Annotated in this window: 26 protein-coding genes; 20 read left to right on the forward strand and 6 right to left on the reverse strand. The window is 73.1% G+C overall.

Annotated elements, in window-relative coordinates:
• Positions 1-58: 58 nt before the first annotated feature.
• The 6 genes from AB0C84_RS27325 to AB0C84_RS27350 all read left to right on the forward strand — a co-directional run bounded on the left by AB0C84_RS27325 (position 59) and on the right by AB0C84_RS27350 (position 3,594).
• Positions 59-271: a hypothetical protein gene (locus tag AB0C84_RS27325; RefSeq protein WP_361071826.1), complete on the forward strand. Its 213-nt coding sequence runs from the start codon at positions 59-61 to the stop codon at positions 269-271.
• A 29-nt stretch (positions 272-300) separates the two neighbouring features.
• Positions 301-1,395 (forward strand): histidine kinase, encoded by a 1,095-nt coding sequence (locus AB0C84_RS27330; protein ID WP_258939265.1) that lies wholly within the window; start codon positions 301-303, stop codon positions 1,393-1,395.
• A 15-nt stretch (positions 1,396-1,410) separates the two neighbouring features.
• Positions 1,411-2,070, forward strand: a complete 660-nt coding sequence (locus AB0C84_RS27335; protein WP_361071830.1) for a response regulator transcription factor — start codon at positions 1,411-1,413, stop codon at positions 2,068-2,070.
• 73 nt (positions 2,071-2,143) lie between these two features.
• Positions 2,144-2,524, forward strand: a complete 381-nt coding sequence (locus AB0C84_RS27340) for a hypothetical protein (RefSeq protein WP_361071833.1) — start codon at positions 2,144-2,146, stop codon at positions 2,522-2,524.
• 28 nt (positions 2,525-2,552) lie between these two features.
• A complete protein-coding gene (locus tag AB0C84_RS27345) occupies positions 2,553-2,915 on the forward strand; it encodes a nuclear transport factor 2 family protein (protein WP_361071836.1) in 363 nt (120 codons plus the stop codon).
• 316 nt (positions 2,916-3,231) lie between these two features.
• Positions 3,232-3,594 carry a hypothetical protein gene (locus AB0C84_RS27350; protein WP_361071839.1) on the forward strand — a complete coding sequence of 121 codons (363 nt, stop codon included), beginning with the start codon at positions 3,232-3,234 and terminating at the stop codon, positions 3,592-3,594.
• Between the two features lie 89 nt (positions 3,595-3,683).
• Here the strand turns inward: AB0C84_RS27350 and AB0C84_RS27355 are convergent, their stop codons facing one another.
• Positions 3,684-6,176, reverse strand: a complete 2,493-nt coding sequence (locus AB0C84_RS27355) for a DNA topoisomerase IV subunit A (RefSeq protein WP_179847167.1) — start codon at positions 6,174-6,176, stop codon at positions 3,684-3,686.
• Between the two features lie 167 nt (positions 6,177-6,343).
• Here AB0C84_RS27355 and AB0C84_RS27360 point away from each other — a divergent pair, with 167 nt between their 5' ends.
• The 5 genes from AB0C84_RS27360 (at position 6,344) to AB0C84_RS27380 (ending at position 11,367) form a co-directional block, all read left to right on the forward strand.
• Positions 6,344-7,507 (forward strand): lactate 2-monooxygenase, encoded by a 1,164-nt coding sequence (locus AB0C84_RS27360; RefSeq protein WP_361071843.1) that lies wholly within the window; start codon positions 6,344-6,346, stop codon positions 7,505-7,507.
• Positions 7,508-7,588: 81 nt separating this feature from the next.
• Entirely contained in the window at positions 7,589-8,860 is a 1,272-nt protein-coding gene (locus AB0C84_RS27365; protein ID WP_361071846.1) for an alpha-amylase family protein, read from the forward strand.
• A 91-nt stretch (positions 8,861-8,951) separates the two neighbouring features.
• Positions 8,952-9,596, forward strand: coding sequence for an ABC transporter ATP-binding protein (locus AB0C84_RS27370; protein ID WP_361071849.1), 645 nt, complete (start codon positions 8,952-8,954; stop codon positions 9,594-9,596).
• A gap of 41 nt (positions 9,597-9,637) precedes the next feature.
• Positions 9,638-10,765 carry a histidine kinase gene (locus AB0C84_RS27375; protein WP_179847171.1) on the forward strand — a complete coding sequence of 376 codons (1,128 nt, stop codon included), beginning with the start codon at positions 9,638-9,640 and terminating at the stop codon, positions 10,763-10,765.
• The gene (locus AB0C84_RS27380; protein WP_361071852.1) at positions 10,762-11,367 is read left to right on the forward strand and encodes a response regulator transcription factor; all 606 of its coding nucleotides are present in this window, start codon (positions 10,762-10,764) and stop codon (positions 11,365-11,367) included. Before AB0C84_RS27375 ends, AB0C84_RS27380 begins: the two co-directional genes overlap by 4 nt.
• Before the next feature lie 189 nt (positions 11,368-11,556).
• Here the strand turns inward: AB0C84_RS27380 and AB0C84_RS27385 are convergent, their stop codons facing one another.
• The 5 genes from AB0C84_RS27385 to AB0C84_RS27405 form a co-directional block, all read right to left on the reverse strand.
• Positions 11,557-12,246, reverse strand: coding sequence for a class I SAM-dependent methyltransferase (locus AB0C84_RS27385; protein WP_179847173.1), 690 nt, complete (start codon positions 12,244-12,246; stop codon positions 11,557-11,559).
• A gap of 38 nt (positions 12,247-12,284) precedes the next feature.
• Positions 12,285-13,034, reverse strand: a complete 750-nt coding sequence (locus tag AB0C84_RS27390) for a glucose 1-dehydrogenase (protein ID WP_361071857.1) — start codon at positions 13,032-13,034, stop codon at positions 12,285-12,287.
• A 78-nt stretch (positions 13,035-13,112) separates the two neighbouring features.
• The gene (locus AB0C84_RS27395; protein WP_258939277.1) at positions 13,113-13,694 is read right to left on the reverse strand and encodes a TetR/AcrR family transcriptional regulator; all 582 of its coding nucleotides are present in this window, start codon (positions 13,692-13,694) and stop codon (positions 13,113-13,115) included.
• A gap of 40 nt (positions 13,695-13,734) precedes the next feature.
• A complete protein-coding gene (locus AB0C84_RS27400) occupies positions 13,735-14,304 on the reverse strand; it encodes a hypothetical protein (RefSeq protein WP_258939278.1) in 570 nt (189 codons plus the stop codon).
• Positions 14,305-14,399: 95 nt separating this feature from the next.
• Positions 14,400-14,951, reverse strand: a complete 552-nt coding sequence (locus tag AB0C84_RS27405) for a hypothetical protein (RefSeq protein ID WP_361071861.1) — start codon at positions 14,949-14,951, stop codon at positions 14,400-14,402.
• A gap of 180 nt (positions 14,952-15,131) precedes the next feature.
• Here AB0C84_RS27405 and AB0C84_RS27410 point away from each other — a divergent pair, with 180 nt between their 5' ends.
• From AB0C84_RS27410 to AB0C84_RS27450, 9 genes are all read left to right on the forward strand, one after another.
• Positions 15,132-16,391: a histidine kinase gene (locus AB0C84_RS27410; protein ID WP_361071864.1), complete on the forward strand. Its 1,260-nt coding sequence runs from the start codon at positions 15,132-15,134 to the stop codon at positions 16,389-16,391.
• Entirely contained in the window at positions 16,379-17,026 is a 648-nt protein-coding gene (locus tag AB0C84_RS27415; RefSeq protein WP_361071867.1) for a response regulator transcription factor, read from the forward strand. The genes AB0C84_RS27410 and AB0C84_RS27415 overlap by 13 nt, the downstream gene beginning before the upstream one ends.
• Positions 17,023-17,823 carry a hypothetical protein gene (locus AB0C84_RS27420; protein WP_179847180.1) on the forward strand — a complete coding sequence of 267 codons (801 nt, stop codon included), beginning with the start codon at positions 17,023-17,025 and terminating at the stop codon, positions 17,821-17,823. Before AB0C84_RS27415 ends, AB0C84_RS27420 begins: the two co-directional genes overlap by 4 nt.
• Before the next feature lie 398 nt (positions 17,824-18,221).
• Positions 18,222-19,244 carry an ATP-binding cassette domain-containing protein gene (locus AB0C84_RS27425; protein ID WP_361071871.1) on the forward strand — a complete coding sequence of 341 codons (1,023 nt, stop codon included), beginning with the start codon at positions 18,222-18,224 and terminating at the stop codon, positions 19,242-19,244.
• Positions 19,241-19,897, forward strand: a complete 657-nt coding sequence (locus tag AB0C84_RS27430; protein ID WP_258939284.1) for a methionine ABC transporter permease — start codon at positions 19,241-19,243, stop codon at positions 19,895-19,897. Before AB0C84_RS27425 ends, AB0C84_RS27430 begins: the two co-directional genes overlap by 4 nt.
• A 37-nt stretch (positions 19,898-19,934) precedes the next feature.
• On the forward strand, positions 19,935-20,750 hold the full coding sequence (locus AB0C84_RS27435; RefSeq protein ID WP_361071875.1) for a MetQ/NlpA family ABC transporter substrate-binding protein: 816 nt from the start codon (positions 19,935-19,937) through the stop codon (positions 20,748-20,750).
• Between the two features lie 90 nt (positions 20,751-20,840).
• Entirely contained in the window at positions 20,841-21,818 is a 978-nt protein-coding gene (locus AB0C84_RS27440) for an STM4015 family protein (RefSeq protein WP_361071878.1), read from the forward strand.
• Positions 21,819-21,831: 13 nt separating this feature from the next.
• Positions 21,832-22,785, forward strand: coding sequence for an STM4015 family protein (locus tag AB0C84_RS27445; RefSeq protein ID WP_361071881.1), 954 nt, complete (start codon positions 21,832-21,834; stop codon positions 22,783-22,785).
• Positions 22,782-23,852, forward strand: a complete 1,071-nt coding sequence (locus AB0C84_RS27450) for an STM4014 family protein (protein ID WP_361071885.1) — start codon at positions 22,782-22,784, stop codon at positions 23,850-23,852. Before AB0C84_RS27445 ends, AB0C84_RS27450 begins: the two co-directional genes overlap by 4 nt.
• Positions 23,853-23,860: the final 8 nt, after the last annotated feature.

Here is a 23,860-nt window from a genome sequence, read left to right on the forward strand (position 1 = left end):
GGGAAGTCCAGCCGGGCGCCGATTCTCGCAGGGGCCGTCCCTGCCTACCCTCAGGGGTATGACCACGCTGGACGACACTCTCGCCGCTGCCGTCACCGCTCCGGTCCGGCACCGGCGGACGCGAGCGCGCCCCGCCGAGGGGCACCTGGCGCACGGCGTCCCGCCCGTACTCGCGGCGGCGCTCGCCCAGGACGCGGCCGACGAGCGGGGGGCGACGAGCCCGCACGCCACCGTGCCGGGCGGTGCGGTGCCGGGCGGTGTCGTGCCGTGAGGAGTCCCGGGGAGCGGACCATCCGTCTCGTGCTCTTGGGCGTCCTGCTGACCTGGGCTCTCATCGCTTACCTTCGCGGGCTCCTCAAGGCCGATCCCGCTCCCGCGCTGCACGGTGCTGGCCTGGCCCTCGTGGTGCTCAACGCGGTCATGCTCGCCCTGCTGGGGAGCGGCATCTGGTTCGGAAGGGAGAGCGGGGCGCCGCACCGGCGCCTGGGCGTCGTCCTCCTGCTGGGGGCCCTCGGTACGGCGATGGCGCTGTACGCGCTCGCCCCTGACGTCGGCAGCGGGTTCTTCATCTCCATGGCCGGGCTCTGGATGCTGCTGATGTGGCTGCCGGTGCCGGGGGGCATCACGGTGAGCGCGCTGACGATCGCCGTGATCGGCGGGCTGGGGGAGGTGTTCGCCTCCGGCGGCGCCGACCTCGGCCAGATGGCGGCGGTCGCGGGCATCACCCTGGGCGCGCTCGCGAGCCGCCGGGGGAAGGCCGCGCAGGAGGCGACCCGGCGCGCGGAGGCGGCCAACGCGGTCCTGGCGGAGCGGTCGCACATCGCGCGGGAGATCCACGACATCCTGGCCCATTCGCTGTCGGCGCAGATCGTCCACCTCGAGGGGGCGCGGCTGCTGCTGGCGCGGGACGGCGACCGCGTCCAGGCCCTGGACCGGGTCGAGCGCGCACGGAACCTCGCCCGCTCCGGCCTGGAGGAGACCAGGCGGGCCCTGGCCACCCTCCGCGGGGAGATACCGCAGCCCAAAGAGGTCATCCAGGAGCTCGCCGAGGAGTTCTACGCCAGCACCGGGCGGCCCTGCGACGTGCGCGTGACCGGCGCACCGCGCGAGCTGCCCCCGCAGGCCGGGCTCGCGGTCGTCCGGACGGCGCAGGAGGCGCTCACCAACGTCCGCAAGCACGCCCCCGGCGCGCGCGCCCAGGTCGCCCTGCGCTACCTCACCGGCAAGGTGGAGCTCGAAGTGACCGACACGGGCGGCACTGAGCCCGTCGAGGAACTGGGCGGCGGCGGTTACGGCCTCGTGGGGATGCGGGAGCGTGCGGAGTTGATCGATGGCACGCTGGTCACCGGACCGGACGGCAAGGGATTCCGCGTGTCCCTCAGCGTGCCGGCCTGACGGGAGGGGCGAGCGGTGAGCGACTCGGCGAGGATCCTGGTCGTCGACGACCAGACCGTGGTGCGGGAGGGGCTGGTCCTCCTGCTGGAACTGCTGCCCGGCATCGAGGTCGCGGGCGCGTGCGGCGACGGCGAGCGGGCCGTGGCGATGGTCGGCGAGCTGCGTCCCGACGTCGTCCTGATGGATCTGCGCATGCCGCGGATGGACGGCGTGGAGGCGACCCGCCGCATCAGGGAGGCCTACCCGGACGTCGGGATCGTCGTCCTCACCACCTACGCCGACGATGAGTCGATCTTCGCCGCGCTGCGCGCCGGAGCCCGCGGCTACCTCACCAAGGACGCCGACGCCGACGAGATCGCCCGCGCCGTCGCCGCCGTCCGCGGGGGCGCCTCGCAGCTCGACCCGGCCGTCCAGCGCCGCCTGATTGAGGCCGTGGCCGCCGGCGACGCCCCTCGCCGGGCCGCGGGCGGCGGGCTGCCGGACGGCCTGACCCGGCGCGAGGCGGAGGTGCTCGCCCTCATCGCCCGGGGGCGCTCCAACGCCGAGATCGCGGGCGACCTGTTCATCTCCGAGGCGACCGTCAAGACGCACATCAACAACCTGTTCGCGAAGGCGAACCTCCGCGACCGGGCCCAGGCCGTCACCTACGCCTTCAGGCACGGCCTCGGCGGATGATCTTCGGTCAGCGTCCGGCAAGGCGCTGGTCAAAGCCCACTCCCGGGCGTCCGCGCCGCCCCAGCATGGGACCGTGCTCAGAACCTGCATGATCGCGGACTACCTGCGCCCCTACGCGCAATGGCGGATCAACCGCCCCGACCCGTGCGACGACGGCCGCAACGCCCGCGCCGCGATCGGCCTCATCGACGCGGCCGCCTACGTGAACGGGCTGGACGACAGCGAGCGCGTCATCGTGCGCATGGCCATCGCCGGCTGCTTCACCCTGGGCCGCTTCAACCCGGGGGCGGAGGGGGAGAAGGTCATCCGGTTCTGGCACTACGACGACGCCTCCGGCGGCCCGGCCGACCTCCTGCAGACCCTGGCGGACTGCGCCGAACGCGGCCTGCGGACACCGGTGCCGCGTCCGCGCGAAGCCCAGGGCACCCTGGCGCGCCCCTCCGCCTCAGGGTAACCAAGCGATCGCTTGCTAGGCTTCGGGCATGCCCTCCCAGGACCACATGAAGCAGGCGCTCCAGACCTACGTCGACGCCTTCAACGCCGCCGACGCGACCGCCGTCTGCGGCCTCTACGCCGACGACGCCGTCATCGAGGACCCGGTCGGCCACCCCCCGATCAGCGGCCGCGCCGCCATCGAGGAGTTCTACTCCAACGCCATCGCCGGCGGCGCCAAGCTCACGCTCGACGCGCCCATCCGCGGCTCCCACGGCGACCGCGCCGCGATGGCCTTCACCGTCGACGTCCCCGGCCTGCGCGTCCACGCCATCGACGTCATGACCTTCAACGAGGGAGGCAAGATCGTCCGCATGGAGGCCCACTGGGGTCCCGACGACATCGAGACCTGACCCCGGACTCCCCTCGCCGCGCCGCCACGGGAGACGGGCTCAGGGCGTGGCCGGATCTGGACGGCGACTTTCTGTGGTCGAGCGGCTACCGCAGGTGAGAGCGTCGCGACGCGAACAGGCCCTCGCTCTAATGCCGGTATGTGCACACTCCGTAATCAAGTGAGCCGTCGAGACGTCTGGCGGCCGAGTGTGACGTAGTGAACACTCCTTGTGTTCGGTCCCTGGCCCACCTGCCGTCGCTCACGCCTCAGACTCGCCCCGCGCCTGCGGGGTGCGTGGACTCCGGCGGCGGGGAGCCACCGTCGAAGGAGAACACATGCCGTCGATCAAGACCACTGCTCTGGCCCTGGCCGCGACCGCCGCGGTGACCGGCCTGGCCACCGCCGGAGTCGCCAGCGCCCAGACCCCCACCAAGCCCGCCGCGGCTCGCGCCGCCGCCGTTCCGCCGGGCTATCAGATCGTCACCCTGCCGAACGCCAACGTCCCCAACTTCCAGCGCCGGACCGTCTACTGCCCCGGCAGCAAGCACGTCCTCGGAGGCGGCGGGGAGGCGCAGGGCAACGGCGCCATCCTCGTCGGCTCGTTCCCCACCCCCGACGGGCGCGGCTGGATCGCGCTCGGCCGCCAGATCGGCTACAACGACGTCGGCATCAGCGTCTACGCGATCTGCGCCGACTGACGTCACCCCTTCCGCCGCCCGGCAGGCCTCTCCCGCGCCGGGCGACGAAGGGCAGAGGCCCCGGGCGGGTTCGCCCGGGGCCTCGCGCGTCATTCCTCTTCGGACGGGCCGTCGTCTTCGGGGACGGGGCCGATCGGGCCGCTGACGGCGGTCAGGGGCTTGTCCAGCGGCTCGCCGGAGCCGTCCCGGCGGCCCATCGTGACGTTGAGCGTCGCCGGCCTGCCGCTCGGGCCCGCGGCCCGCAGGGGCGTCAGGGCCGCCCACGCCTGGACCAGGACGTCCTCGCCCTTGAGGAAGCGGTGAGCGCGGACGCCGCCGGTGGCGCGGCCCTTCGGCGGGAAGTCGGCGAAGTCGGCGAGTTTGATCGCGCCGGCCTGGGTGCCGGGCAGCGCCGAGGACGAGCCGGAGACCGTGATGACGCGCGCCTCGCGGGACGGGTCGAGGGCGCCGAACCACAGCACGCTCGCGCCGGAGCCGAGCTTGATGCCCGCCATGCCTCCGGCGGCCCGGCCCTGGGGACGGACGAGGGACGCGGCGAAGTGCAGGAGCTGGGCGTCGGTGCTGATGAAGACGAGGTGCTGCTCTTCGGACATCAGCTGGACCGCGCCGATCACGCGGTCGCCGTCCTTGAGGCCGATGACCTCGAACTCGTCGCGGTTGGCGGGGAAGTCGGGGACGACCCGTTTCACCACGCCCTGGGCGGTGCCCAGCGCGAGGCCGCCGCCTTCCTCGCCGACGGAGGCGATGCCCACGACCGTCTCGTCCGGTTCCAGGTCGACGTACTCGGTGACCGGCGCTCCGCCCGCCAGGGACGGGGGCGTCGCGGACGGCGGCAGCGTCGGCAGGTCGAGGACGTCGATGCGGATCATCCGGCCCAGCGACGTCACCGCGCCGACCTGGCCGCGGGCCGTGGCGGGCACGACCGAGGTCAGCACGTCGTGCGCGGCGCGGGGGCCGCTGTCGGGCAGCGGCGAGGCGTCGTGCGTGCGGGCCATCAGGCCGGTGGCGGACAGCAGCACCGTGCACGGGTCGTCGGCCACCTCCAGCGGAACGGCCTCCGCGGCGGTGTGGCCCGAGGACTCCAGCAGGATGGTGCGGCGCGGGGTCGCGAACTCCTTGACGACCTCGCCCATCTCCCGGGAGACGACGCCGCGCAGCTTGCGCTCCGAGTCGAGGATCGCGGTCAGCTTGGCGATCTCCTTGGCGAGCTGCTCCTTCTCCTTCTCCAGCTCCAGGCGGTCGAAGCGGGTGAGGCGGCGCAGCGGGGTGTCGAGGATGTACTGCGCCTGGATCTCCGACAGCTCGAAGATCTGCATGAGGCGCTGCTTGGCCTGGGCGGCGTCGTCGCTCTGCCGGATGACCTGGATGACCTCGTCGATGTTCAGCAGGGCGACGAGCAGGCCCTCCACCAGGTGGAGGCGGTCCTCGCGCTTGCGGCGCCGGAAGAGGGAGCGCCGGCGGACGACGTCGATGCGGTGGTCGATGTAGACCTGGAGCAGGTCGCGCAGGCCGAGGGTGCGGGGCTGGCCGTCGACCAGGGCGACGTTGTTGATGCCGAACGTCTCCTCCATCGGCGTCAGCCGGTAGAGGTCGGCGAGGACGGCCTCGGGGTTGAAGCCGTTCTTGATCTCGATGACCAGGCGGAGGCCGACCGTGCGGTCGGTGAGGTCCTTCAGGTCGGCGATGCCCTGGATCTTCTTGGCGTTGACCAGTTCCTTGATCTTGGCCTTCACCCGCTCGGGGCCGACGGCGTAGGGCAGCTCGCTGACGATGATGCCCTTGCGTCGGGGCGTGACACTCTCGATGGAGACCGTGGCGCGGGTGCGGAACGTCCCCCGGCCGCGCTCGTAGGCGTCGCGGATGCCGTCCAGCCCGACGATCTTCCCGCCGGTGGGCAGGTCGGGGCCGGGCACGAAGCGCATCAGCTCCTCGAGCGTGGCGTCCGGGTGGTCGATCAGGTGCCGGGCCGCGGCGACGACCTCGCCGAGGTTGTGCGGCGCCATGTTCGTGGCCATCCCGACCGCGATACCGGACGCGCCGTTGACCAGCAGGTTCGGGAACGCGGCGGGCAGCACCTCCGGCTCCTGCTCCTGCCCGTCGTAGTTGGGCCGGAAGTCGACGGTGTCCTCGTCGATGGAGGTGACCATCAGCATCGCCTCGCGGGACAGCCGCGCCTCGGTGTACCGCATGGCGGCGGGCATGTCGTCGCCGCCGAGCGACCCGAAGTTGCCGTGCCCGTCCACGAGCGGCATCCGCATCGCCCAGGGCTGCGCCATCCGCACCATCGCGTCGTAGATGGCGCTGTCGCCGTGCGGGTGCAGCTTGCCCATGACCTCGCCGACGACGCGGGCGCACTTGACGTGCCCGCGGTCGGGGCGCAGCCCCATCTCGTTCATCGAGTAGAGGATCCGGCGCTGGACGGGCTTCATGCCGTCGCGCGCGTCGGGAAGCGCCCGCTGGTAGATGACCGAGTAGGCGTATTCGAGGAAGCTGCCGCGCATCTCGTCGGAGACGTCGACGTCGACGATGTTCTCCTCGAAGTCCGGCGGAGGTGGAGGGGCTTGGGATCCGCGTCGTGCCATGCCCCACATTGTGGCCGGTCCCGGGGACATCTTTGGCCCGCCTCACCGGGTGATCCGGCCAAGTCGGCGGATCGATCCCGTTTCGTCACCTCCGCGGACCTGGCAGATTGAGCGGGAACCGTTTCGGTTTTCCCAGGTGGGAGTTCGTCGAGCAGGTGGAGGTTTCGTTGAGCGGGCTGGCCGACTTCCAGAACTCGATCTATCTGCAGGGGCTCGGGGACGTCCTGCCGGCGCTGCCGACGGACCTGACGAGGCTGGAGGGCCTCGCGGAGCGGGCGCTGTCGGCGCGGGCGTTCGGCTACGTGGCGGGGTCGGCGGGCAGCGAGGCGACCGCGCGGGCCAACCGCGCCGCGTTCGACCGGTGGCGGATCGTCCCGCGGATGCTACGGGACGTCGCCGAGCGCGACCTGTCGGTGACCGTCCTCGGAACCCCGATGCCGTCGCCGGTCCTGCTCGGCCCCATCGGCGTGCAGTCGATCTTCCATCCGGACGGTGAGCTGGCCGTCGCGCGGGCGGCCGCGGCCGAGGGGCTGACGATGGTGCTGAGCACCGCGTCCTCGTTCGGCATCGAGGAGGTCGCGGAGGCGAACGGGGACGGGCCGCGCTGGTACCAGCTGTACTGGCCCAAGGACAGGGAGCTCGCCGTCAGCTTCCTGGAGCGGGCGAAGGCGGCCGGGTACACCGCCCTCGTCGTCACGCTCGACACGTTCACGCTGGCGTGGCGTCCGCGCGACCTGGATCAGGCCTACCTGCCGTTCCTGCGCGGCATCGGGGTGGCGAACTATTTCAGCGACCCGGTGTTCCAGAAGGCCGTCGGCGGGCCCGTGACGGAAGCCAACCGCGACATGGCGCTCCTGCACTGGGTCGCCAACTTCGGCAATCCCAGCCTGACCTGGGACGACCTGCTCTTCCTGCGCGAGCACTGGGACGGGCCCATCGCGCTCAAGGGCATCCAGCATCCCGACGACGCCCGGCAGGCCGTGGACGCCGGGATGGACGCCGTCATCGTCTCCAACCACGGCGGGCGGCAGGTGGACGGCGCGGTCGCCTCGCTGGACGCGCTGCCGGGCGTGGTCGAAGCCGTCCGCGACCAGGCGACGGTCCTCTTCGACAGCGGGATCCGGACCGGGGCGGACATCGTCAAGGCGCTCGCCCTCGGCGCCAAGGCGGTCCTGGTCGCGCGCCCGTACGCGTACGGGCTGGCACTGGGCGGCCAGGCCGGTGTCCAGCACGTCCTGCGCTGCCTCCAGGCCGAACTGGAGCTGACCATGGCGCTCTCCGGCGTCAAGCGTCCGGACGAGCTGAAGCCGGAAATCCTCGTCCGCGCCTAGACGGCGCGTAGGAGCACGGTGGGCGCGGAGCAGAGCCCGCCCACCGGACTTTCGCGGGCGAATGCGGGTAGGGAGACGCGCATGCGCTGGCCCGATCACGCCATCTGGTGGCACGCCTATCCCCTCGGTTTCGTCGGCGCCGAACGCGAGGCCGCCGTCGCGCCGGAGCCGCGGCTCGGACGGATCGCCGGCTGGCTCGACCATCTCGTCGGCCTCGGCTGCAACGGCCTCGCGCTCGGCCCGGTGTTCGCCTCCGAGACGCACGGCTACGACACCGTCGACCACTACCGGGTCGATCCCCGCCTCGGCGGCGAGGACGACCTGCGGCGGCTGCTCGGCGAGGCGTCGGACAAGGGCGTCCGCGTGCTGCTCGACGGCGTCTTCAACCACGTCGGGCGCGGGTTCGCCCCGTTCGCCGATGTCGCTTCCAAGGGCGACGCCTCCGCCTACCGGAAGTGGTTCCATGCCGACCTGCGCACGTTCGAGGGCCACGACCGGCTCGTCACCCTGAACCACGCCGAACCCGAGGTCGCCGACTACGTCACCGACGTCATGACCCACTGGCTGGAGCGCGGCGTGGACGGATGGCGCCTCGACGCCGCCTACGCCGTCCCGCCGGACTTCTGGCGGACGGTCACAGACCGCGTCCGCGCGCGTTTTCCCGATGCCTGGCTCGTCGGCGAGGTCATCCACGGCGACTACGCGGGCCTTGTGAAACAGACCGGATTCGACTCCGTCACCCAGTACGAGCTGTGGAAGGCCATCTGGAGCTCGCTGAACGACCGGAACTTCTTCGAACTCGCCCACGCGCTCGACCGCCACAACGGGATGCTGGCCACGTTCGCCCCGCAGACCTTCCTCGGCAATCACGACGTGACCCGCATCGCCACCCGGGTGACCGAACGGCGCGATCTGGCCCACGCGCTCGTGATCCTGATGACCGTCGGCGGCGTCCCGTCCATCTACGCCGGTGACGAGTTCGCTTTCGAAGGCGTCAAGGAGGAGCGCGAAGGCGGGGACGACGCCATACGGCCGCCGTTCCCCGACCATCCCGGCGACGTTCCCGGGCACGGCGGCGCACACCACCGCCTTCACCAGGACCTGATCGGCGTGAGAAGGCGCCACCCCTGGCTCGTCCGGGCGCGGACCACGGCGGCCACCTTGACCAATACGGCCTTCTCCTACACCGTGGAGGACGGCCCGGAGCGGCTGGCGGTCGTCCTGAACGCGGGCGATGAGCCCGCCTGGGTGAATCTGCCCGCCGCCGCCTGGACGCGCGTGGCCGGTGAGGCGGCCTTCGCTGGGGACGGCGCGGAAGTCCCGCCCTCCGGATGGGCGATCGCCGAACCATGACATCCGTCATGGGTCACCCCTGAGAACTTCATGATCGTTTCCTGACGTCCGTGACTGCGCGCCCGCGCGGCCGCCGGACACCATGGAAACCATGAAGGCACCTGTGATCGAGGTACGCGACCTGGACCTGAACGAGGCCGTGCGCAACGTCTCGTTCACCGTCGGGCGGGGCGAGGTCTACGCGCTGCTGGGCCGCTACGGGTCCGGCAAGACGGCCCTCCTGGAGATCCTCGCGGGGCTGCGGCGCCCCACCGGCGGAACCGTCCGGCTTCGCGGCGCCGACCCCTACACCGACCGCGACGCCGCGCGCGCCGGCGCCGTGTGGCGCGACGGCGGCCTCTTCCCGGGGCTGACCGTCGCCGAGGTCGTCGACACCTGGCGGCGCTGGACCCTCGATCCGCTCACCCGCGACCAGGCGCTGCGCATGACCGGCCTCGCCCGCCACGCCGGCGTGCCGTTCGAGCGGCTGACGGCCGGGCGGCGGCGCCTGCTCGACCTGGCCCTGGCCCTGGTCGGACGGTCGGACGTGCTCGTCCTCGACGAGCCCACCGCCGGGCTCGACGGCGCCGCCGCGCGCGAGGTGTGGTCGGTGCTGGCGAGGCTCGCCGCGGACGGCGTCGCCGTGGTCGTCACCACCCGCGACCCGGCCGAGGCGTGCCGCGCCGACCGGGTCGGGATCCTGGACGAGGGCCGCCTGGTCACCGGCCGGGACGCCGCCCGCCTCCGCGCCGCCTGAGCCCCCCGCGCCCTCCCTTGACGGCCGCATACGCTGGGCGCGTGCAGCCGAGGATCCCCCGTCCCACCGTCATCGCCGCGATCATCGTGGGGATGACGATGCTGACGCTGGCCGGGTCCCTGCTGCAGGCGCTCTGGTACGAGATCGTCGACCGGCGGGACGCCGGGCGCCTGCTCCTGGCCCTCGCCGGGACCGGTGCGGCCTTCGGCCTCTACGCCCGCCTCCTGTGGCAGAACCTGATGCGCCGCACCGCCCCCGCGCACCGGCTCGGGCTAGCCGCGATCGCGGTGATCTGCTGGGCGCTGCCCCCGCTGCTCGGCACCGGTCAGGGCTGGGGCAACGCGCTCCTGGTCCCCGCCGGGCTGATCGCCGTCGTGCTCCCGGTGCGCGAGGCGATCGTCACGGCCGCCGCGGCGACCGTCCTGACCCCCGTCTACGGCCAGCTTCTCGGGCTCCCCGCGCTCACCGTCCTGTACGAGGTGGCGGGCGTGCCGCTCGGCGCCTTCTCCGGATACGTCACGGTCTGGCTGTTCCACGTCGTCCAGGAGCTCCGGGAGGCGCGCGCGGAGCTGGCCCGGTCCGCGGTGGGGGAGGAGCGCCTCCGGTTCGCCCGCGACCTGCACGACGTCCTCGGCCACAGCCTCCAGGCCGTCGCGCTGCGCGCCGAGGTGGCCGAACGGTACCTCGAACGCGACGACGGCCGCGTCCGCAAGGAGCTGACCGAGATCCAGACGATGTCGCGGGACGCGGTGCGGGACGTGCGCGAGGTCGTCCGCGGCTACCGCGCCACGTCCCTGCGCACCGAGCTGGACGGCATGTCCGCCGTACTGCGCGCCGCCGGGATCCGCTGCGAGCGCCCCGAGGTCTCGCCGGAGCTGCCCGCCCACGTCCACGAACCGCTCGGCTGGGTCGCCCGCGAGGCCGCCACCAACGTCCTGCGGCACTCCAGCGCCACCTGGTGCGAGATCACCGTCCGGGCCGGCCGCGACCGCGTCCAGCTGGAGATCGTCAACGACGGGGCCGCGCGCCGCGCCGCCGGGGACGCCGGCAGCGGCCTGGCAGGCCTCGCCGAACGGATCACGGCCGCCGGCGGCCGCTTCCGGGCGGGCCCCGGGGGCGACGGGACGTTCCGGGTGACGGCCGCCGTCCCCGCGAAGGGAGACGCATGATCCGCGTGCTGCTCGCCGACGACCACCTCCTGATCAGGGAGGCGCTCGTCCTGCTGCTGGAGACCGAGGACGGCATCGAGGTCGCCGCCGACGTCGGGCGCGGCGACGAGGCCGTGGAGCGCGCCCTCGCCCTCAAGCCCGACGTCGCCGTCCTCGACATCGACATGCCCGGCCTGGACGGCCTCGCCGCGGCCGAGCGGCTGTCCCGCGAGCTGCCCGCCTGCCGCCTGGTGATCGTCACCGCGCACGGCCGCCCCGGCAACCTGCGCCGTGCCATGGCCGCCGGCGTCCGCGGCTTCCTCGGCAAGGACGCGCCCGGCCGCCGCCTCGCCCAGGTCATCCGGCAGGTCGCCGGCGGCGCCCGCTACATCGACCCCCAGCTCGCCGCCGACGCCCTCGCCGCCGAGGAGTGCCCCCTCACCCCGCGCGAACTCGACACCCTCCGCGCCGCCGCCGACGGCGCCCCCGTCTCCCGCATCGCGCGCACCCTGGGCCTCTCCGAGGGCACCGTCCGCAACTACCTCTCCGCCGCCGTCACCAAACTGGGCACCGACAACCGCCACACCGCCGCCCGCACAGCAAGGGATCTGGGCTGGTTGTAGCGCTTCCAGCAGCGAACACAACGCCTGCACCGCCCTCGATGGCCGCGATCGCGTCCGAAGGCAGATTCGAGCGAAGCAAGAATCTGATCGCGAAGCGAGCCTTTGGGCGAGTCGGAGCGATGCCAGCGATCGCCGCTTTTCTCGACGATGGAGGGCCGCCAGGCCCGATGAGGAGAGAAGAGCAATTAATCAGCGCCTGGCCAGGACCAGGGAGCCTCGTTTGGTTATGGGGAGGGGGGTGCGTAGGCGGGTGGCGGCCTCGGTGGCCTGGGGGCGGGGGACCGCGCGGGCGATCAGGTAGTCGCGGACGGCGGCCTGGTCGGGGAGGGTGATCAGCGGGGCGTCCCAGCGCTCCACCTCGACCTCGCCGAAGAGTTCGCCGACGCGGGCCGGGGCCTCCTCGGCGTCGAACGTGGTCGGCTCGGGGCGCCACACCGGCGACAGTTCGGGGCTGTCGGTCCGGCAGATCGCGGTGACCAGCAGGAGGCCGCCAGGGGCGAGGACGCGGCGGGCCTCGCGCAGCGCCCGTTCGGGGTCGTCCAGTTGGGGGAGCAGGTTCACGGCCACGGCGGCGTCGAACGTCCCGTCCCGGAAAGGCAGGCGCAGCGCGTCGGCCCGCAGGCGCGGCGCCGGGTGGGCGGACACGAGATCGGCGGAGACGTCCAGCCCGACGAGCCGGAACGGCGGCGGGTGGGGGAGGGCGTCGCTGAGGGCGCCCTCCCCGCAGCCGATGTCCAGGACGCGGGAAGCGCCCGAGCCCAGCAGCTTGGAGGCGATGTGGTCGTGCAGGCTCCGCGCCCCGATCAGGTACTTCCTGACGACTCTGGCGGCGAGGCGGAAGCGTTCGGAGCCGGAGTCGTGGTCGGGTGTGAGGGCCATGCGGACAGTCTTCCCGGTGTCCCGCCCGGAAAGCGTCGTCAGGCGGTGACGCCTCCGTCGACGACCAGGTCGTGGCCGACGACGTGGGACGAGGCGCCGGAGGCCAGCCACAGGATGGTCTCGGCCACTTCCCCGGTTTCGGACACCCGGCCGGACGGCGCGGAGGCGCGCATCCGCTCGGCGCGCTCGGCGTGCGACTCGCCCGGGAGCAGCGACATCGGCGTGTCGGTGGCGCCCGGGCTGACCGCGTTGACCCGGACGCCGTCGGCGACGTGGTCGAGGGCGGCGGTGCGGGTGAGGACGCTGACCGCCGCCTTGGAGGCCGCGTAGGCCGCGAGGCCGGGCCGGCGCCCGTGCGCGCCGATGTTGGACGAGACGTTGACGATCGCCCCGCCGCCGTGGGCGCGCATGTGGGCGATCTCGTGCTTCATCGACAGGAACACGCCGGTCAGGTTCACCGCCAGGACGGCGTTCCAGGCGGCGGGGTCGATGTCGGCGACGGGTCCGGCGGCGCTGAAGATCCCGGCGTTGTTGACGGCGACGTGGAGGCCGCCGTGGCGGCCCGCGACCGCCTCGACCATTCCGGCGGCCGACGCGGGGTCGGCCACGTCCGCGACGACGTGGTCGGCCCGGTCCGAGCCGATCTCCTTCACGGCCGCGGCCAGCGCGGCCTCGTCGCGTCCGGCCAGGACGACGGTCGCGCCCTCGCGGGCGAAGGCGTGCGCGGTGGCGCGGCCGATGCCGCCCGCGCCGCCGGTGATGAGGACGATCTTGTCGTCGAATCGCATGCCGGGCTCCAAATAATAGATCGATCGGTCTTGAATAAGGGGCGAAAGAAGCCCCGCCGGGCGGCGGGGCGGGTCCGGTCAGGTGAGCAGGGCGGCGGCCTGGCGGGCCGCGTCGCGAAGGCGGTGGTCGTCGGCGGGGGCGCGGCCGAGGACGCGCATGCCCTGGAACAGGACGAGCAGGAGGCGGGCCAGCGCCCGGGGGTCCTTGTCCGCGGGCAGCTCGCCCTGGGCTCTCGCGCGGGTCAGCGCGGTGGTGAGCGAGGCCTCCAGGAAGTTCCAGCTCGACTCGACCAGGCGCGCGGCCTCGGCGTCGCGCGCGGCCAGTTCGACCGCGGTGTTCACCACGAGGCAGCCGAGCCGGGGCCGGTCGCGCGCCGACTCCTCGGCGTAGCGCTCGATCAGCGCGCGGACCGCGGGCAGCACGGGCCCGGGCTGCGACAGCGCCTCGGCGATCTTCGGGTCGGTGTCGTGGAGGTAGCGTTCCAGGGCCTTCAGGTACAGCTCGCGCTTGCCGCCGAACGTGGCGTAGACGCTGGCCCGGGCGATGCCGAGGTGCGCCACGAGGTCGGCCATGGAGGTCGCCTCGTAGCCGCGCTCCCAGAACAGCTCCAGCGCACGCCGCAGCGCGGCGTCCGGATCGAACTCCTTCGTCCGTGCCATGCCGACGACGATAGGCCGTTCAAGAACGAACGGTCAAATATCAGGCCTGTGCCGCCGCCGGAACGGACGGGTGGTCCAGGTCCATGACGTCCAGCACCGCGCCGTCGGCGGCGAGCGCCTCCACGACCGGTCCCCGGCGGGCGCCCCAGACCACGACGACGTGCCCGTGCTCGGGGACGTCCAGGATCCGCTTGCCGACCCGCACCCGCGCGACCTCGGCCGAGGCCCGCAGCCGCGCCTCGTTCACCCACTTGGCGCCCCACGGCAGCAGCCGGTTGGCGTTGCGCACGGTCCGGCCCGACCCGTACTTGAGCAGGTGGCGCCCCATCTCGCCGGACGAGCGGCGCGCCAGCGGCTCCTCGGGGGCCGACCCGCCCGCGCCGCCGAGCTCCATCCACTCGCCGTCGCGGCGGTGGAACGTCCAGCCCTCGATGAACGAGGGCGCGGAGTCCCCCCACTGGTGAAGGAACGTGACAACGGCGATGTCGCCGTCCTTGTCGAGCCCGAGCGGAAGGTAGTCCCGGCCTTCGGCGAAGGCGGCGGGAGCGGGGACGGGAAGGCCGTCCCGGAGGAGCCGCAGGCACTCCTCGTGCACCTCGTGGTCGTTCATGATGGGGGACCTCTGATCGTGCAGGCAGGGCAAAGGGCCCTCCCGCGAGAGGGCCCCACGTGGAAACTCACTCTAGAGGTCCGGCTCGTCTGGTTTCACCCGTCTGGCGTACTCCCGACAAGCCTTTGCCATCTGTCCTTCATCTCATGGTCGATCACTGGTCCGCGGGGCCGGAGCGCCCGCGCGGCGAGGACGGCGCACAGGGCGGCCACCGGCAGTTCCACCCCCGCCGCGAGGGCGATCGCCATCGCCCGCTCGGCGCCGGGCGCGGCGGTCATCACGTCGAACCACGCGTCGACGGCCAGCAGCGTCGCGGCCGCGGCGGCGCCCAGGCCGTGGCGCGGATCGCGGCGGACGAGCAGCACGCCGGTGCCGAGCAGCGCGGCGGCCTCCATCGCGTCCAGCCCCAGCCAGGCGGCGGACCAGTTCGACACCGTGGTGGTGGACGGCATCGTGGCGGCGAGCATCCACATCCAGGGCACCAGCGCCGCGGCGCCTCCGATGAGCGCCCAGCCGAGCCGGCGGCCTCCCGCCGTTCCCCGTGCGACGGGGGCGGGCGACCCGTGCGGTCCCGGGCGCGGGCGGCGCCGGAGGGTGGTTCCGGAAAGGCGCGATGGGGGACCGGGGCGGGCGACGACGGCGACCATGGGGACTCCTGCGGACGGTGATCGGTGCGCACCCGCTGCCGGATGCCTGATCAAAGCCTCGCCGGAATCCGCCGCGCGATCAGTAGCGCACCCTTCCGACCCGGGGTGGCACTGGGTTCACCCCCGGGCCTGCACCCTGCTTCATGGCGGCGCCCGAAGTGGGGCAATACGGTTTCTCTCATGGCATCCCTCTCCGCGGCCCGGCGCGCCCGCGTGCACGCTCCGTGGTCGGCCGCGGCGTGGCGCGACACGGTGTTCGTCGCCTCCGGGGTGCCGCTGCAACTCGCCGGGTGGCTGATCCTCGGCTCCCTCTGGTCGTTCTGGACGCCGGTGCGCGTGACGCCGAGCGTCCTGCTCACCTGCGCGTCGGCGCTCATGCTGCTGCTCGCGCTGCGCCCGCTGACGTCCTGGCAGCGGGAGCGGTGCTGGGCGATGCTCGGCCTCGACATCCCGCGGATGCCCGGGTTCGACGGCGGGCGCGCCTGGGACGTCCTGCGCGACCTTCGCTCGCCCGAGCTGTGGCGGGTGCTCCAGTACCACCTGCTGGTCGCACCGTTCCTCGCCGTCGGCGGGCTGGCCGTGATCGGAGCGTGGGCGGCCGGGCTCGCCCTCGCCACGTCCGCGACCTACGCGTGGGCGGTGCACCCCGGCGACCCGCTGGCCGGCCATCCGCCGCGCGTCGCCGCGCTCACCGCGGTCGGGGTGCTGCTCCTGGTCGCGGCGCCGTGGGCGGCCGCGGGCGTCCGGCGCCTGGACGTCCGCGCCGCCTCCGCGCTGCTCGGCCCCGACCGCGCGAAGGAGCTCCAGCGGCGCGTCGAGGACCTGGCGGAGAAGCGCGCCAGCGTGGTGGACGCCGCCGACATCGAGCGCCGCCGCATCGAGCGGGACCTGCACGACGGCGCCCAGCAGCGGCTCGTCTCCCTCGCGCTCAACCTCGGGCTGGCGCGCGAGACGCTCACCGGCGTCCCGGACGAGGCCATGCGGGTGATCGTGGAGGCGCACGAGGAGGCCAAGGCGGCGCTGACCGAGCTGCGCGACCTGATCCGCGGCCTGCACCCGGCCGTGCTGGAGGACCGCGGCCTGGACGCCGCCCTGTCCGGCGTCGCCGCGCGGGTGCCGCTGCCCGTCCGGCTCCGCGTCGACATCGAGCCGCGCGCCTCCTCCACCGTCGAGGCCGTCGCCTACTTCGTGGTCTCCGAGGCCCTCACCAACGTGGTCAAGCACGCGCGGGCGAACGAGGTGGACGTCAGCGTGGCGCGCGGCGGCGACGTGCTGCGGGTGATGGTCCGCGACGACGGCGCGGGCGGCGCCGACCCGTCCGCCGGGACCGGCCTGACCGGCCTCGCGCGCCGCGTCCGGTCCGTGGACGGTACCTTCCGGATCACCAGCCCCGCGGGGGGCCCGACGACCGTCACCGTGGAGTTGCCGTGCGCATTGTGATCGCCGAGGACTCGGTCCTGCTGCGAGCCGGGCTGATCAAGCTCCTGGAGACCTCGGGGTTCGAGGTCGCCGCGGCCGTCGGCGAGGCCGAGGGGCTCCTCGCCGCCGTCCGCGAGCACCGGCCCGACGCGGCGATCGTGGACGTCCGCATGCCGCCCGGCTTCACCGACGAGGGCGTCCGCGCGGCGCTGGTGATGCGGCACGAGACGCCCGGGACCGCGGTGCTGCTGCTGTCGCAGTACGTCGAGGAGCGGTACGCGGCGGACCTGCTGTCGACCAGCACCAGCGGGATCGGCTACCTGCTCAAGGACCGCGTCGCGGACGTGTCGGTGTTCCTGGACGCGCTGCGCCGGGTCGCCTCCGGCGGCACCGCCCTGGACCCCGAGGTCGTCTCGCAGCTGCTGCTGCGGCGGCACCGCGACCCGCTCGACCGGCTCACCCCGCGCGAGAAGGAGGTGCTCGGCCTCATGGCCGAGGGCCGTTCCAACGCGGGCATCGCCGCGGCGCTGGTGGTGAGCGAGAGCGCGGTCGCCAAGCACATCAACGGCATCTTCGCCAAGCTCGACCTCCCGCACGCCGAGGGCGACCACCGCCGCGTCCTCGCAGTGCTGCGCTTCCTGGGCGGCGACGGGTGACGGCGACGGACGCCCCGGACCGGCCGCGTCGCCGTGCCGTCTGGATCGCACTGGCGGTCGTGACGGCGCTGGCCGTGGTCGCGCCGGTCGGGCTCACGGCGTTCGGCCGGGCCGTCCAGCGGACGTCGACGTCCATGACCCCCTACCGGCACGCGATCCGGGAGGTGCGGCTCGACGTGGGCAGCGCCGAGGTCTCGGTCGGGCCGGGCACGGACGGCGAGGCGCGCGTCTACAAGGACCTCCGGTGGGGGCCGCGGAAGCCCGAGCTCACCGAGTCGCTGGTGGACGACGTCCTGTTCGTCACCTTCCGCTGCCCGGGCCCCGGCTGGCCGGGCGCGGGCTGCGGCGCGGAGATCGACATCCAGGTCCCGGCCGCGGCGCGCGTGTCGGCGGTCGCCGGCTCCGGGCGGATCGACGTGCGCGGGGTGACCGGCGACCTCGACCTGCGGACCGGGTCCGGGGAGATCGACGTCGCCGGCGCGCGGGGGCGGCTGCGGCTGCTGGCGCGATCCGGAACGATCAACGGCCGCGGCCTCGCCTCGCCGAAGACGCGGGCCGACGTGTCGTCGGGCACGCTCGACCTCCGCTACGCCGAGCCCCCGGACGCGGTGGACGCCTCCGCGGGCTCGGGCACCGTGAAGATCATCGTTCCGGCGGGCTCGCGCTACCGGGTCGCCGGATGGACGGGCGCGGGCAACGCCCACCTCAACCCGGCCGTCTACGACGACCGCTCGTCCCGCCTGCTCTCCGTCCGCAGCGGATCGGGCGAGACCTACGTCGACTACCGCGATGACTAGGGCGAACGCCGCGATCCGGAGCGATGAGCATCACACCGGGTGGATTTGCGTCATCGGTGAGCGGCCGGTTAACTGCTGACATGCCTTCCGTACGCCCGTGCCACGAGCACCGCCCGCCGATGCCGCGGGCCATGCGGCGTACGTGTTGCAGGCGAATGTGTGACCGCTGAGGGCCCCCGCCTGAGACTCGCGCCCCGAAGCGAGCGAACTCCGAACCCCTGAGTCGCGCATGTTCTTCGAACGCCATCTGCTGAGCCACGCACCGTACCCGCCCGGCCTTTCCTGACCGTGCGGCGCCGCACTGGCGCAATGCACTGACACGCGGCACATCGTGACCGCCGACCCGTCCTGAACGCCGCCGCCCTTCCGGCGGCCTCCGTCCGCATGGGTGATTCCCTGTGATTCAGATCGAAAAACTTCGAAAGGTCTACCGCGGCCGCGGCCGCGAGGTGACCGCCGTCGACGGCGTGGACCTGACCGTCGCCGAGGGCGAGGTCTTCGGCGTGCTCGGCCGCAGCGGCGCCGGAAAGAGCACCCTGCTGCGCTGCGTGAACCTCCTGGAGCGCCCGGACGAGGGCCGCGTCGTGGTCGGCGGCCGGGACCTGCTCGCGCTGCGCGGCGGGGAGCTGCGCCGGGCGCGCCAGGGCATCGGCATGATCCACCAGCACTTCGGGCTGCTCGGCAGCAGGACCGTCGCCGGGAACGTCGCGTTCCCGCTGGAGGTCATGGGCGTCCCGCGCGCCGAGCGGGCCGGGCGCGTCGCCGAACTGCTGGACCTCGTCGGGCTCACCGAGCACGCGAAGGCCCGCCCGGCGCAGATCTCCGGCGGGCAGAAGCAGCGCGTCGGCATCGCCCGGGCGCTCGCGGGACGGCCGAAGGTGCTGCTGTCGGACGAGGCGACGTCGGCGCTCGACCCGGAGACGACCGCCTCGATCCTGGAGCTGCTGCGCGACCTCAACCGCCGGCTCGGCCTCACGATCCTGCTCATCACCCACGAGATGGAGGTGGTGAAGCGCATCTGCGACTCGGCCGCGGTCATGCGGGAGGGCCGGTTCACCGAGTCGGGGCCGGTGCCCGAGCTGCTCGCCCGCCCGGGCTCGGAGCTGGCGCGCGGCCTGTTCCCGCTGCCGCCCGCCGAGCCCCGCGACGGCACGACGCTGGTCGAGGTCACCTTCACCGGCGGCGCGACCGACGAGCCGTTCGTGTCGGCGCTGGCCCGCAAGTACGCGCTGGACGTCAACATCCTCGGCGGCGCCGTGGAGACGGTCGGCGGCGAGCGCGTCGGCCGGCTCCAGCTCGAACTGCCGGGCGAACCGGCGGACAACGCCGCGCAGCTGGCGTTCCTGCGCGAGTCCGGCCTGGCCGTGCAGGTCAGAAACGCCGGGCAGGTCGCGAATCCTCTGGAGGTGGGCCCCCGATGAGCTGGGATGAGGTCATGCCGCTGCTGTGGCCCGCCACCCGCGAGACCCTCTACATGACCGGTGTCGCGACGCTGTTCACCGCCGTCCTCGGGCTGCTGCTCGGGGTGCTGCTGGTGATCACCGAGCGGGGCGGGCTGCTGCCCGCGCCGCCGCTCAACGGCGTGCTGGGGATCGTGGTCAACATCGGCCGGTCGCTGCCGTTCCTGATCCTGATGGTGGCGATCATCCCGTTCACCCGGGCGGTCGTCGGCACCAGCATCGGCAACGCCGCCGCGATCGTCCCGCTGACCGTCGGCGCCATCCCGTTCTACGCGCGGCTCGTCGAGATCGCGCTGCGCGAGGTCGACCCGGGCGTCCTCGCCGCGGCGGACGCGATGGGCGCCACCCGCCGCGAGATCGTCGGCAAGGTCCTGCTGCGCGAGGCGCGGCCGGGCCTGGTGTCCGGGCTGACCGTCACCGTCATCGCGCTCATCGGCTACACGGCCATGGCCGGGACGGTCGGCGGCGGCGGGCTCGGCAACCTCGCCGTCGTCTACGGCTACGAGCGCTTCGAGACCAAGGTCATGGTCTCCACCGTGGCCCTGCTGGTCGTCATCGTCCTGATCATCCAGGCGGCGGGTGACCTCGTCTCCCGCCGGCTGACCCACAAGTAGCACCCGTCCCCTGGAACCGCAGAGAAAGGCACTCCCCGTGCTCCGCAGACTCACCGCCGCGCTGGCCTCCGCCGCCCTCCTCGCGGGCCTCACCGCCTGCGGCTCCTCCTCGGCGTCCGACGACCCGGACGCCCCGCTGAAGGTCGCGGTCAACCCCGTCCCGCACGGCGACATCCTGAAGTACGTCAAGGACGACCTGGCGGGCAAGGCCGGGCTCAAGCTGGAGATCGTGACCTTCAGCGACTACCAGCAGCCGAACACCGCGCTGAAGGAGAAGCAGGTCACCGCCAACTACTTCCAGCACGTGCCGTTCATGGAGGAGTTCGAGAAGAAGTCCGGGACGAAGCTGGCGTTCGTCGCGCCCGTGCACCTGGAGCCTCTCGGCGTGTACTCGAAGAAGGTGAAGAGCCTGCAGGCCGTCCCGCAGGGCGCGACCGTCGCGGTGCCGAACGACCCGGCCAACGAGGGGCGCTCGCTGAAGCTGCTCGCCGACAACGGCCTGATCACCCTCAAGCCGGGCGCGCCGGCGAGCGCGACCGAGCGGGACGTCGCGAGCAACCCCAAGGGCCTGAAGTTCAAGCCGCTCAAGGCCGCCCAGCTGCCCCGCTCGCTGGAGGACGTCGACCTGTCGGTGATCAACGGCAACTACGCCATCGAGGCCGGGCTCGCCCCGAACAGGGACGCGCTCGCCGCCGAGAAGGCCGAGGGCAACCCCTACGCCAACGGCGTCGTCACGCTGCCGGAGGACAAGGACGACCCGCGCGTGAAGAAGCTCGTCCAGCTGCTGCAGGGCCCCGAGGTGAAGAAGTTCGTCGAGGACAAGTACAAGGGGTCGGTGCTGATCGCCTCCTGACCCCGGCCCGGTCCTCGAACCGCGGAAAGCGGCGCGGTTTGTCCGTCGGTCCTGATAGGAAATGTGCCGACGATCAGGCGAAGGGGACCCATGGCCATATATGAGCACCTTGAGGAATATGTCGGCCTTCCGGTGGCCACGTTCAACGAGGACACCGGCACCGAGGAGGAGGACGACGGCCGCGGCTCGGGCGTCGATCCCGTCAGCGGGGAGGACTTCCCGCCCGCGGGCGAGGCCGCCTGGTTCGTCGGGACCTCCTTCGACGAGGAGCCGTTCGGCGACGTCTGGGCGCGGTTCCGGGAGACGGTCGACACCACCGAGGTGACGGCGCTCATCATCGGCTACTGGGGCGCGTCCTACGAGCTGGAGAACGTCCCCGACCCGGTGCAGCTTCTGATCGGGGCGGCCGCGTCGTTCCCGAAGCTGCGGTCGCTGTTCCTCGGCGACATCACCGGCGAGGAGGCGGAGATCTCCTGGATCGAGCACGGTGACATCACGCCCCTGTTCGCCGCGTTCCCCGACCTGGAGCGGGTGGAGGTGCGCGGAGCGCAGGGGCTCGTCCTCGACCCGATCAGGAGCGAGAAGCTGAAGGTGCTGCGGTTCGAGTCGGGCGGGCTGCCGGCGCGGATCGTCCGTGCCGTCGGCGCGAGCGACCTGCCCAACCTGGAGCACCTCGACCTCTGGCTCGGCGAGGCGAACTACGGCGGTGACGCCACCGTCGCCGACCTCGCGCCGTTCCTGTCCGGCGAGCGGCTGCCGGCGCTGCGCCACCTCGGCCTGGAGGACAGCGAGATCCAGGGCGAGGTCGCGGCGGCGGTCGCCGGCGCGCCGGTCGTCGCCCGGCTGGAGTCGCTGAGCCTGGCGATGGGCATCCTGACCGACCAGGGCGCCGAGGCGCTGCTGGCCGGCCAGCCGCTCACCCACCTGCGCAAGCTGGACCTGCACCACCACTTCCTGTCCGACGCGATGGTCGAGCGGGTGCGGGCGGCGCTGCCCGGCGTCACGGTCGACCTGGACGACCAGGAGAAGCCCGACGGCGACTGGCACTTCATCGCGGTGTCCGAGTGAGGGCGGCGTCCGAATGATCCAGAAGCGCCTCTCGACCTTCGCGGGGCTGCCCGTCCACACCTTCGACGGCGAGCCGGACGGCCCGCTGCCGGAGCCGGGGGACGTGGCCTGGGGCGTCTACCACCACGTCCACGACAACGGCGTGTGGGGCGCGGAGGTCCCCGCGAACCTCGACCTCCTTCTGGAGACGGTCGACACCGCCCAGGTCACCCACCTCGTCATCGGCTTCTGGGGGTTCACCCGCGAGGAGTTCGACCCGGTGGGGTGGCTGGTGGACCACGCCGGGCGGTTTCCCCGCCTGCGCGCGCTGTTCTTCGGCGACATCCTCGACTGGGAATGCCACATCTCCTGGATCCAGAACGGCGACATCTCGCCGCTGTTCGACGCCTACCCGGGGCTGGAGCACTTCGAGATCCGCGGCGCGTCCGACCTGCGGTTCGAGCCGCTGCGGCACGAGCGGCTGAAGGCGCTGCGGATCGAGTCCGGCGGGCTGCCGGCCGAGGTCGTGCGGGCCGTCGCGGGCGGCGAGCTGCCCGCGCTGGAGCACCTGGACCTGTGGATCGGCTCCGACATGCACGGCGGGTCGTCCTCGCCCGATGACTACGCGCCCATCCTCACCGGCGAGCGGTTCCCTTCGCTGAGGCACCTCGGCCTGGAGAACGGCCCGTTCCAGGACGAGCTGGCGGAGGCCCTGGCGAGCGCCCCGGTCGTCGCCCGGCTGGAGTCGCTCAGCCTGGCCATGGGGATGCTGTCCGATCGTGGAGCGGAGGCGCTGCTGTCCGGGCAGCCCCTCACCCACCTGCGCAGCCTCGACCTGCACCACGCGTTCCTGAGCGAGCCGATGGCCGAACGCCTTCAGGCGGCTTTGCCCGGCGTCGAGCTCGACCTTGAGGACGCGCTGGGCGAGGCGGCATGGGTGGGCCAGGAATGGGCCTTCAGCGACTCCTACGTCGCGGTGGCGGAATGACGCTCGCGGTGGTCGGCACGCCCGGCGACCGGCGACCCGCGCTGTTCGCCGCGGCGTGCCGGTCCGCCGGGCTGCCCGAGCCGCGGCTCGTCCCGTGGACGGACGTGCTGCGCGGCGCGCCGCTCACCTTCGGCGCGGGCGAAACGGTCCGCGTCGACTCGCCCGGCGAGGATCCCGAGGCCGACGCGCTGCTGCGCGGCCCCGGCCCGCCCGAGCGGGCCAGCGGCGGGGCGCGCTGGCACCGGACGTTCACGGCGGCGCTGCGGCGGCTGTCGGCGGCGGCGTCGGCGTCCGGCGCCCGCCTCCTCGGCGACGTCGAGGAGATCGCGGTCATGTTCGACAAGCGGCTCACCCACGCCCGCCTGCTTGCCGCGGGTGTGCCAGTCCCGGCCGCCCTGCCCGAGGTCAACGGGTATGCGGCACTCCGTTCCCGGATGGACGAGGCGGGCGAGCGGAGGGTGTTCGTGAAGCCGGCGCACGGCTCGTCGGCCTCCGGGGTGGTCGCGCTCCAGACCGCCCCGGGCCGCGTGCGGGCCGTGACGTCGGCGTTCCTGACCGGTGACCGGCTGCTCAACTCGCTGCGCGTCCGCTCGTACGAGTCCGAGGAGGAGGTCGCGGCGCTGGTCGGCCTGCTCGCGCCGGACGGCCTGCACGTCGAGCGTTGGCTGCCCAAGGCGACGCTCGGCGGGCGCGTGTTCGACCTGCGGGTCGTCGTCATCGGAGGCGAGCCCACGCACGTGGTCGTCCGGACCAGCCGGACCCCGATGACGAACCTGCACCTGGGCGGTGCCAGGGGTGACCTGGGAGCGGTGCGGCGCGCGCTCGGCGAGGACGGTTGGAAGCGCGCCATGGACGTGTGCGCGCGGGCAGCCGCGTGCTTTCCGGGCAGCCCGATGGTCGGCGTCGACCTGCTCGTGGGATTCGGGTTGAAGCGGTTCGCGGTGTGCGAGGTGAACGCCTTCGGCGACCTGCTTCCGGGCCTGACCGGCCTGCCCGGAAGTTCCGGCGAGGGCCTGGACACCTACGGCGCCCAGGTCAGGGCGATGGCGCAGGCATGCGCGACATGAACACGGTG

This window comes from Actinomadura sp. NPDC048955, from assembly GCF_040649435.1.
Taxonomy (GTDB): domain Bacteria; phylum Actinomycetota; class Actinomycetes; order Streptosporangiales; family Streptosporangiaceae; genus Spirillospora; species Spirillospora luteofluorescens.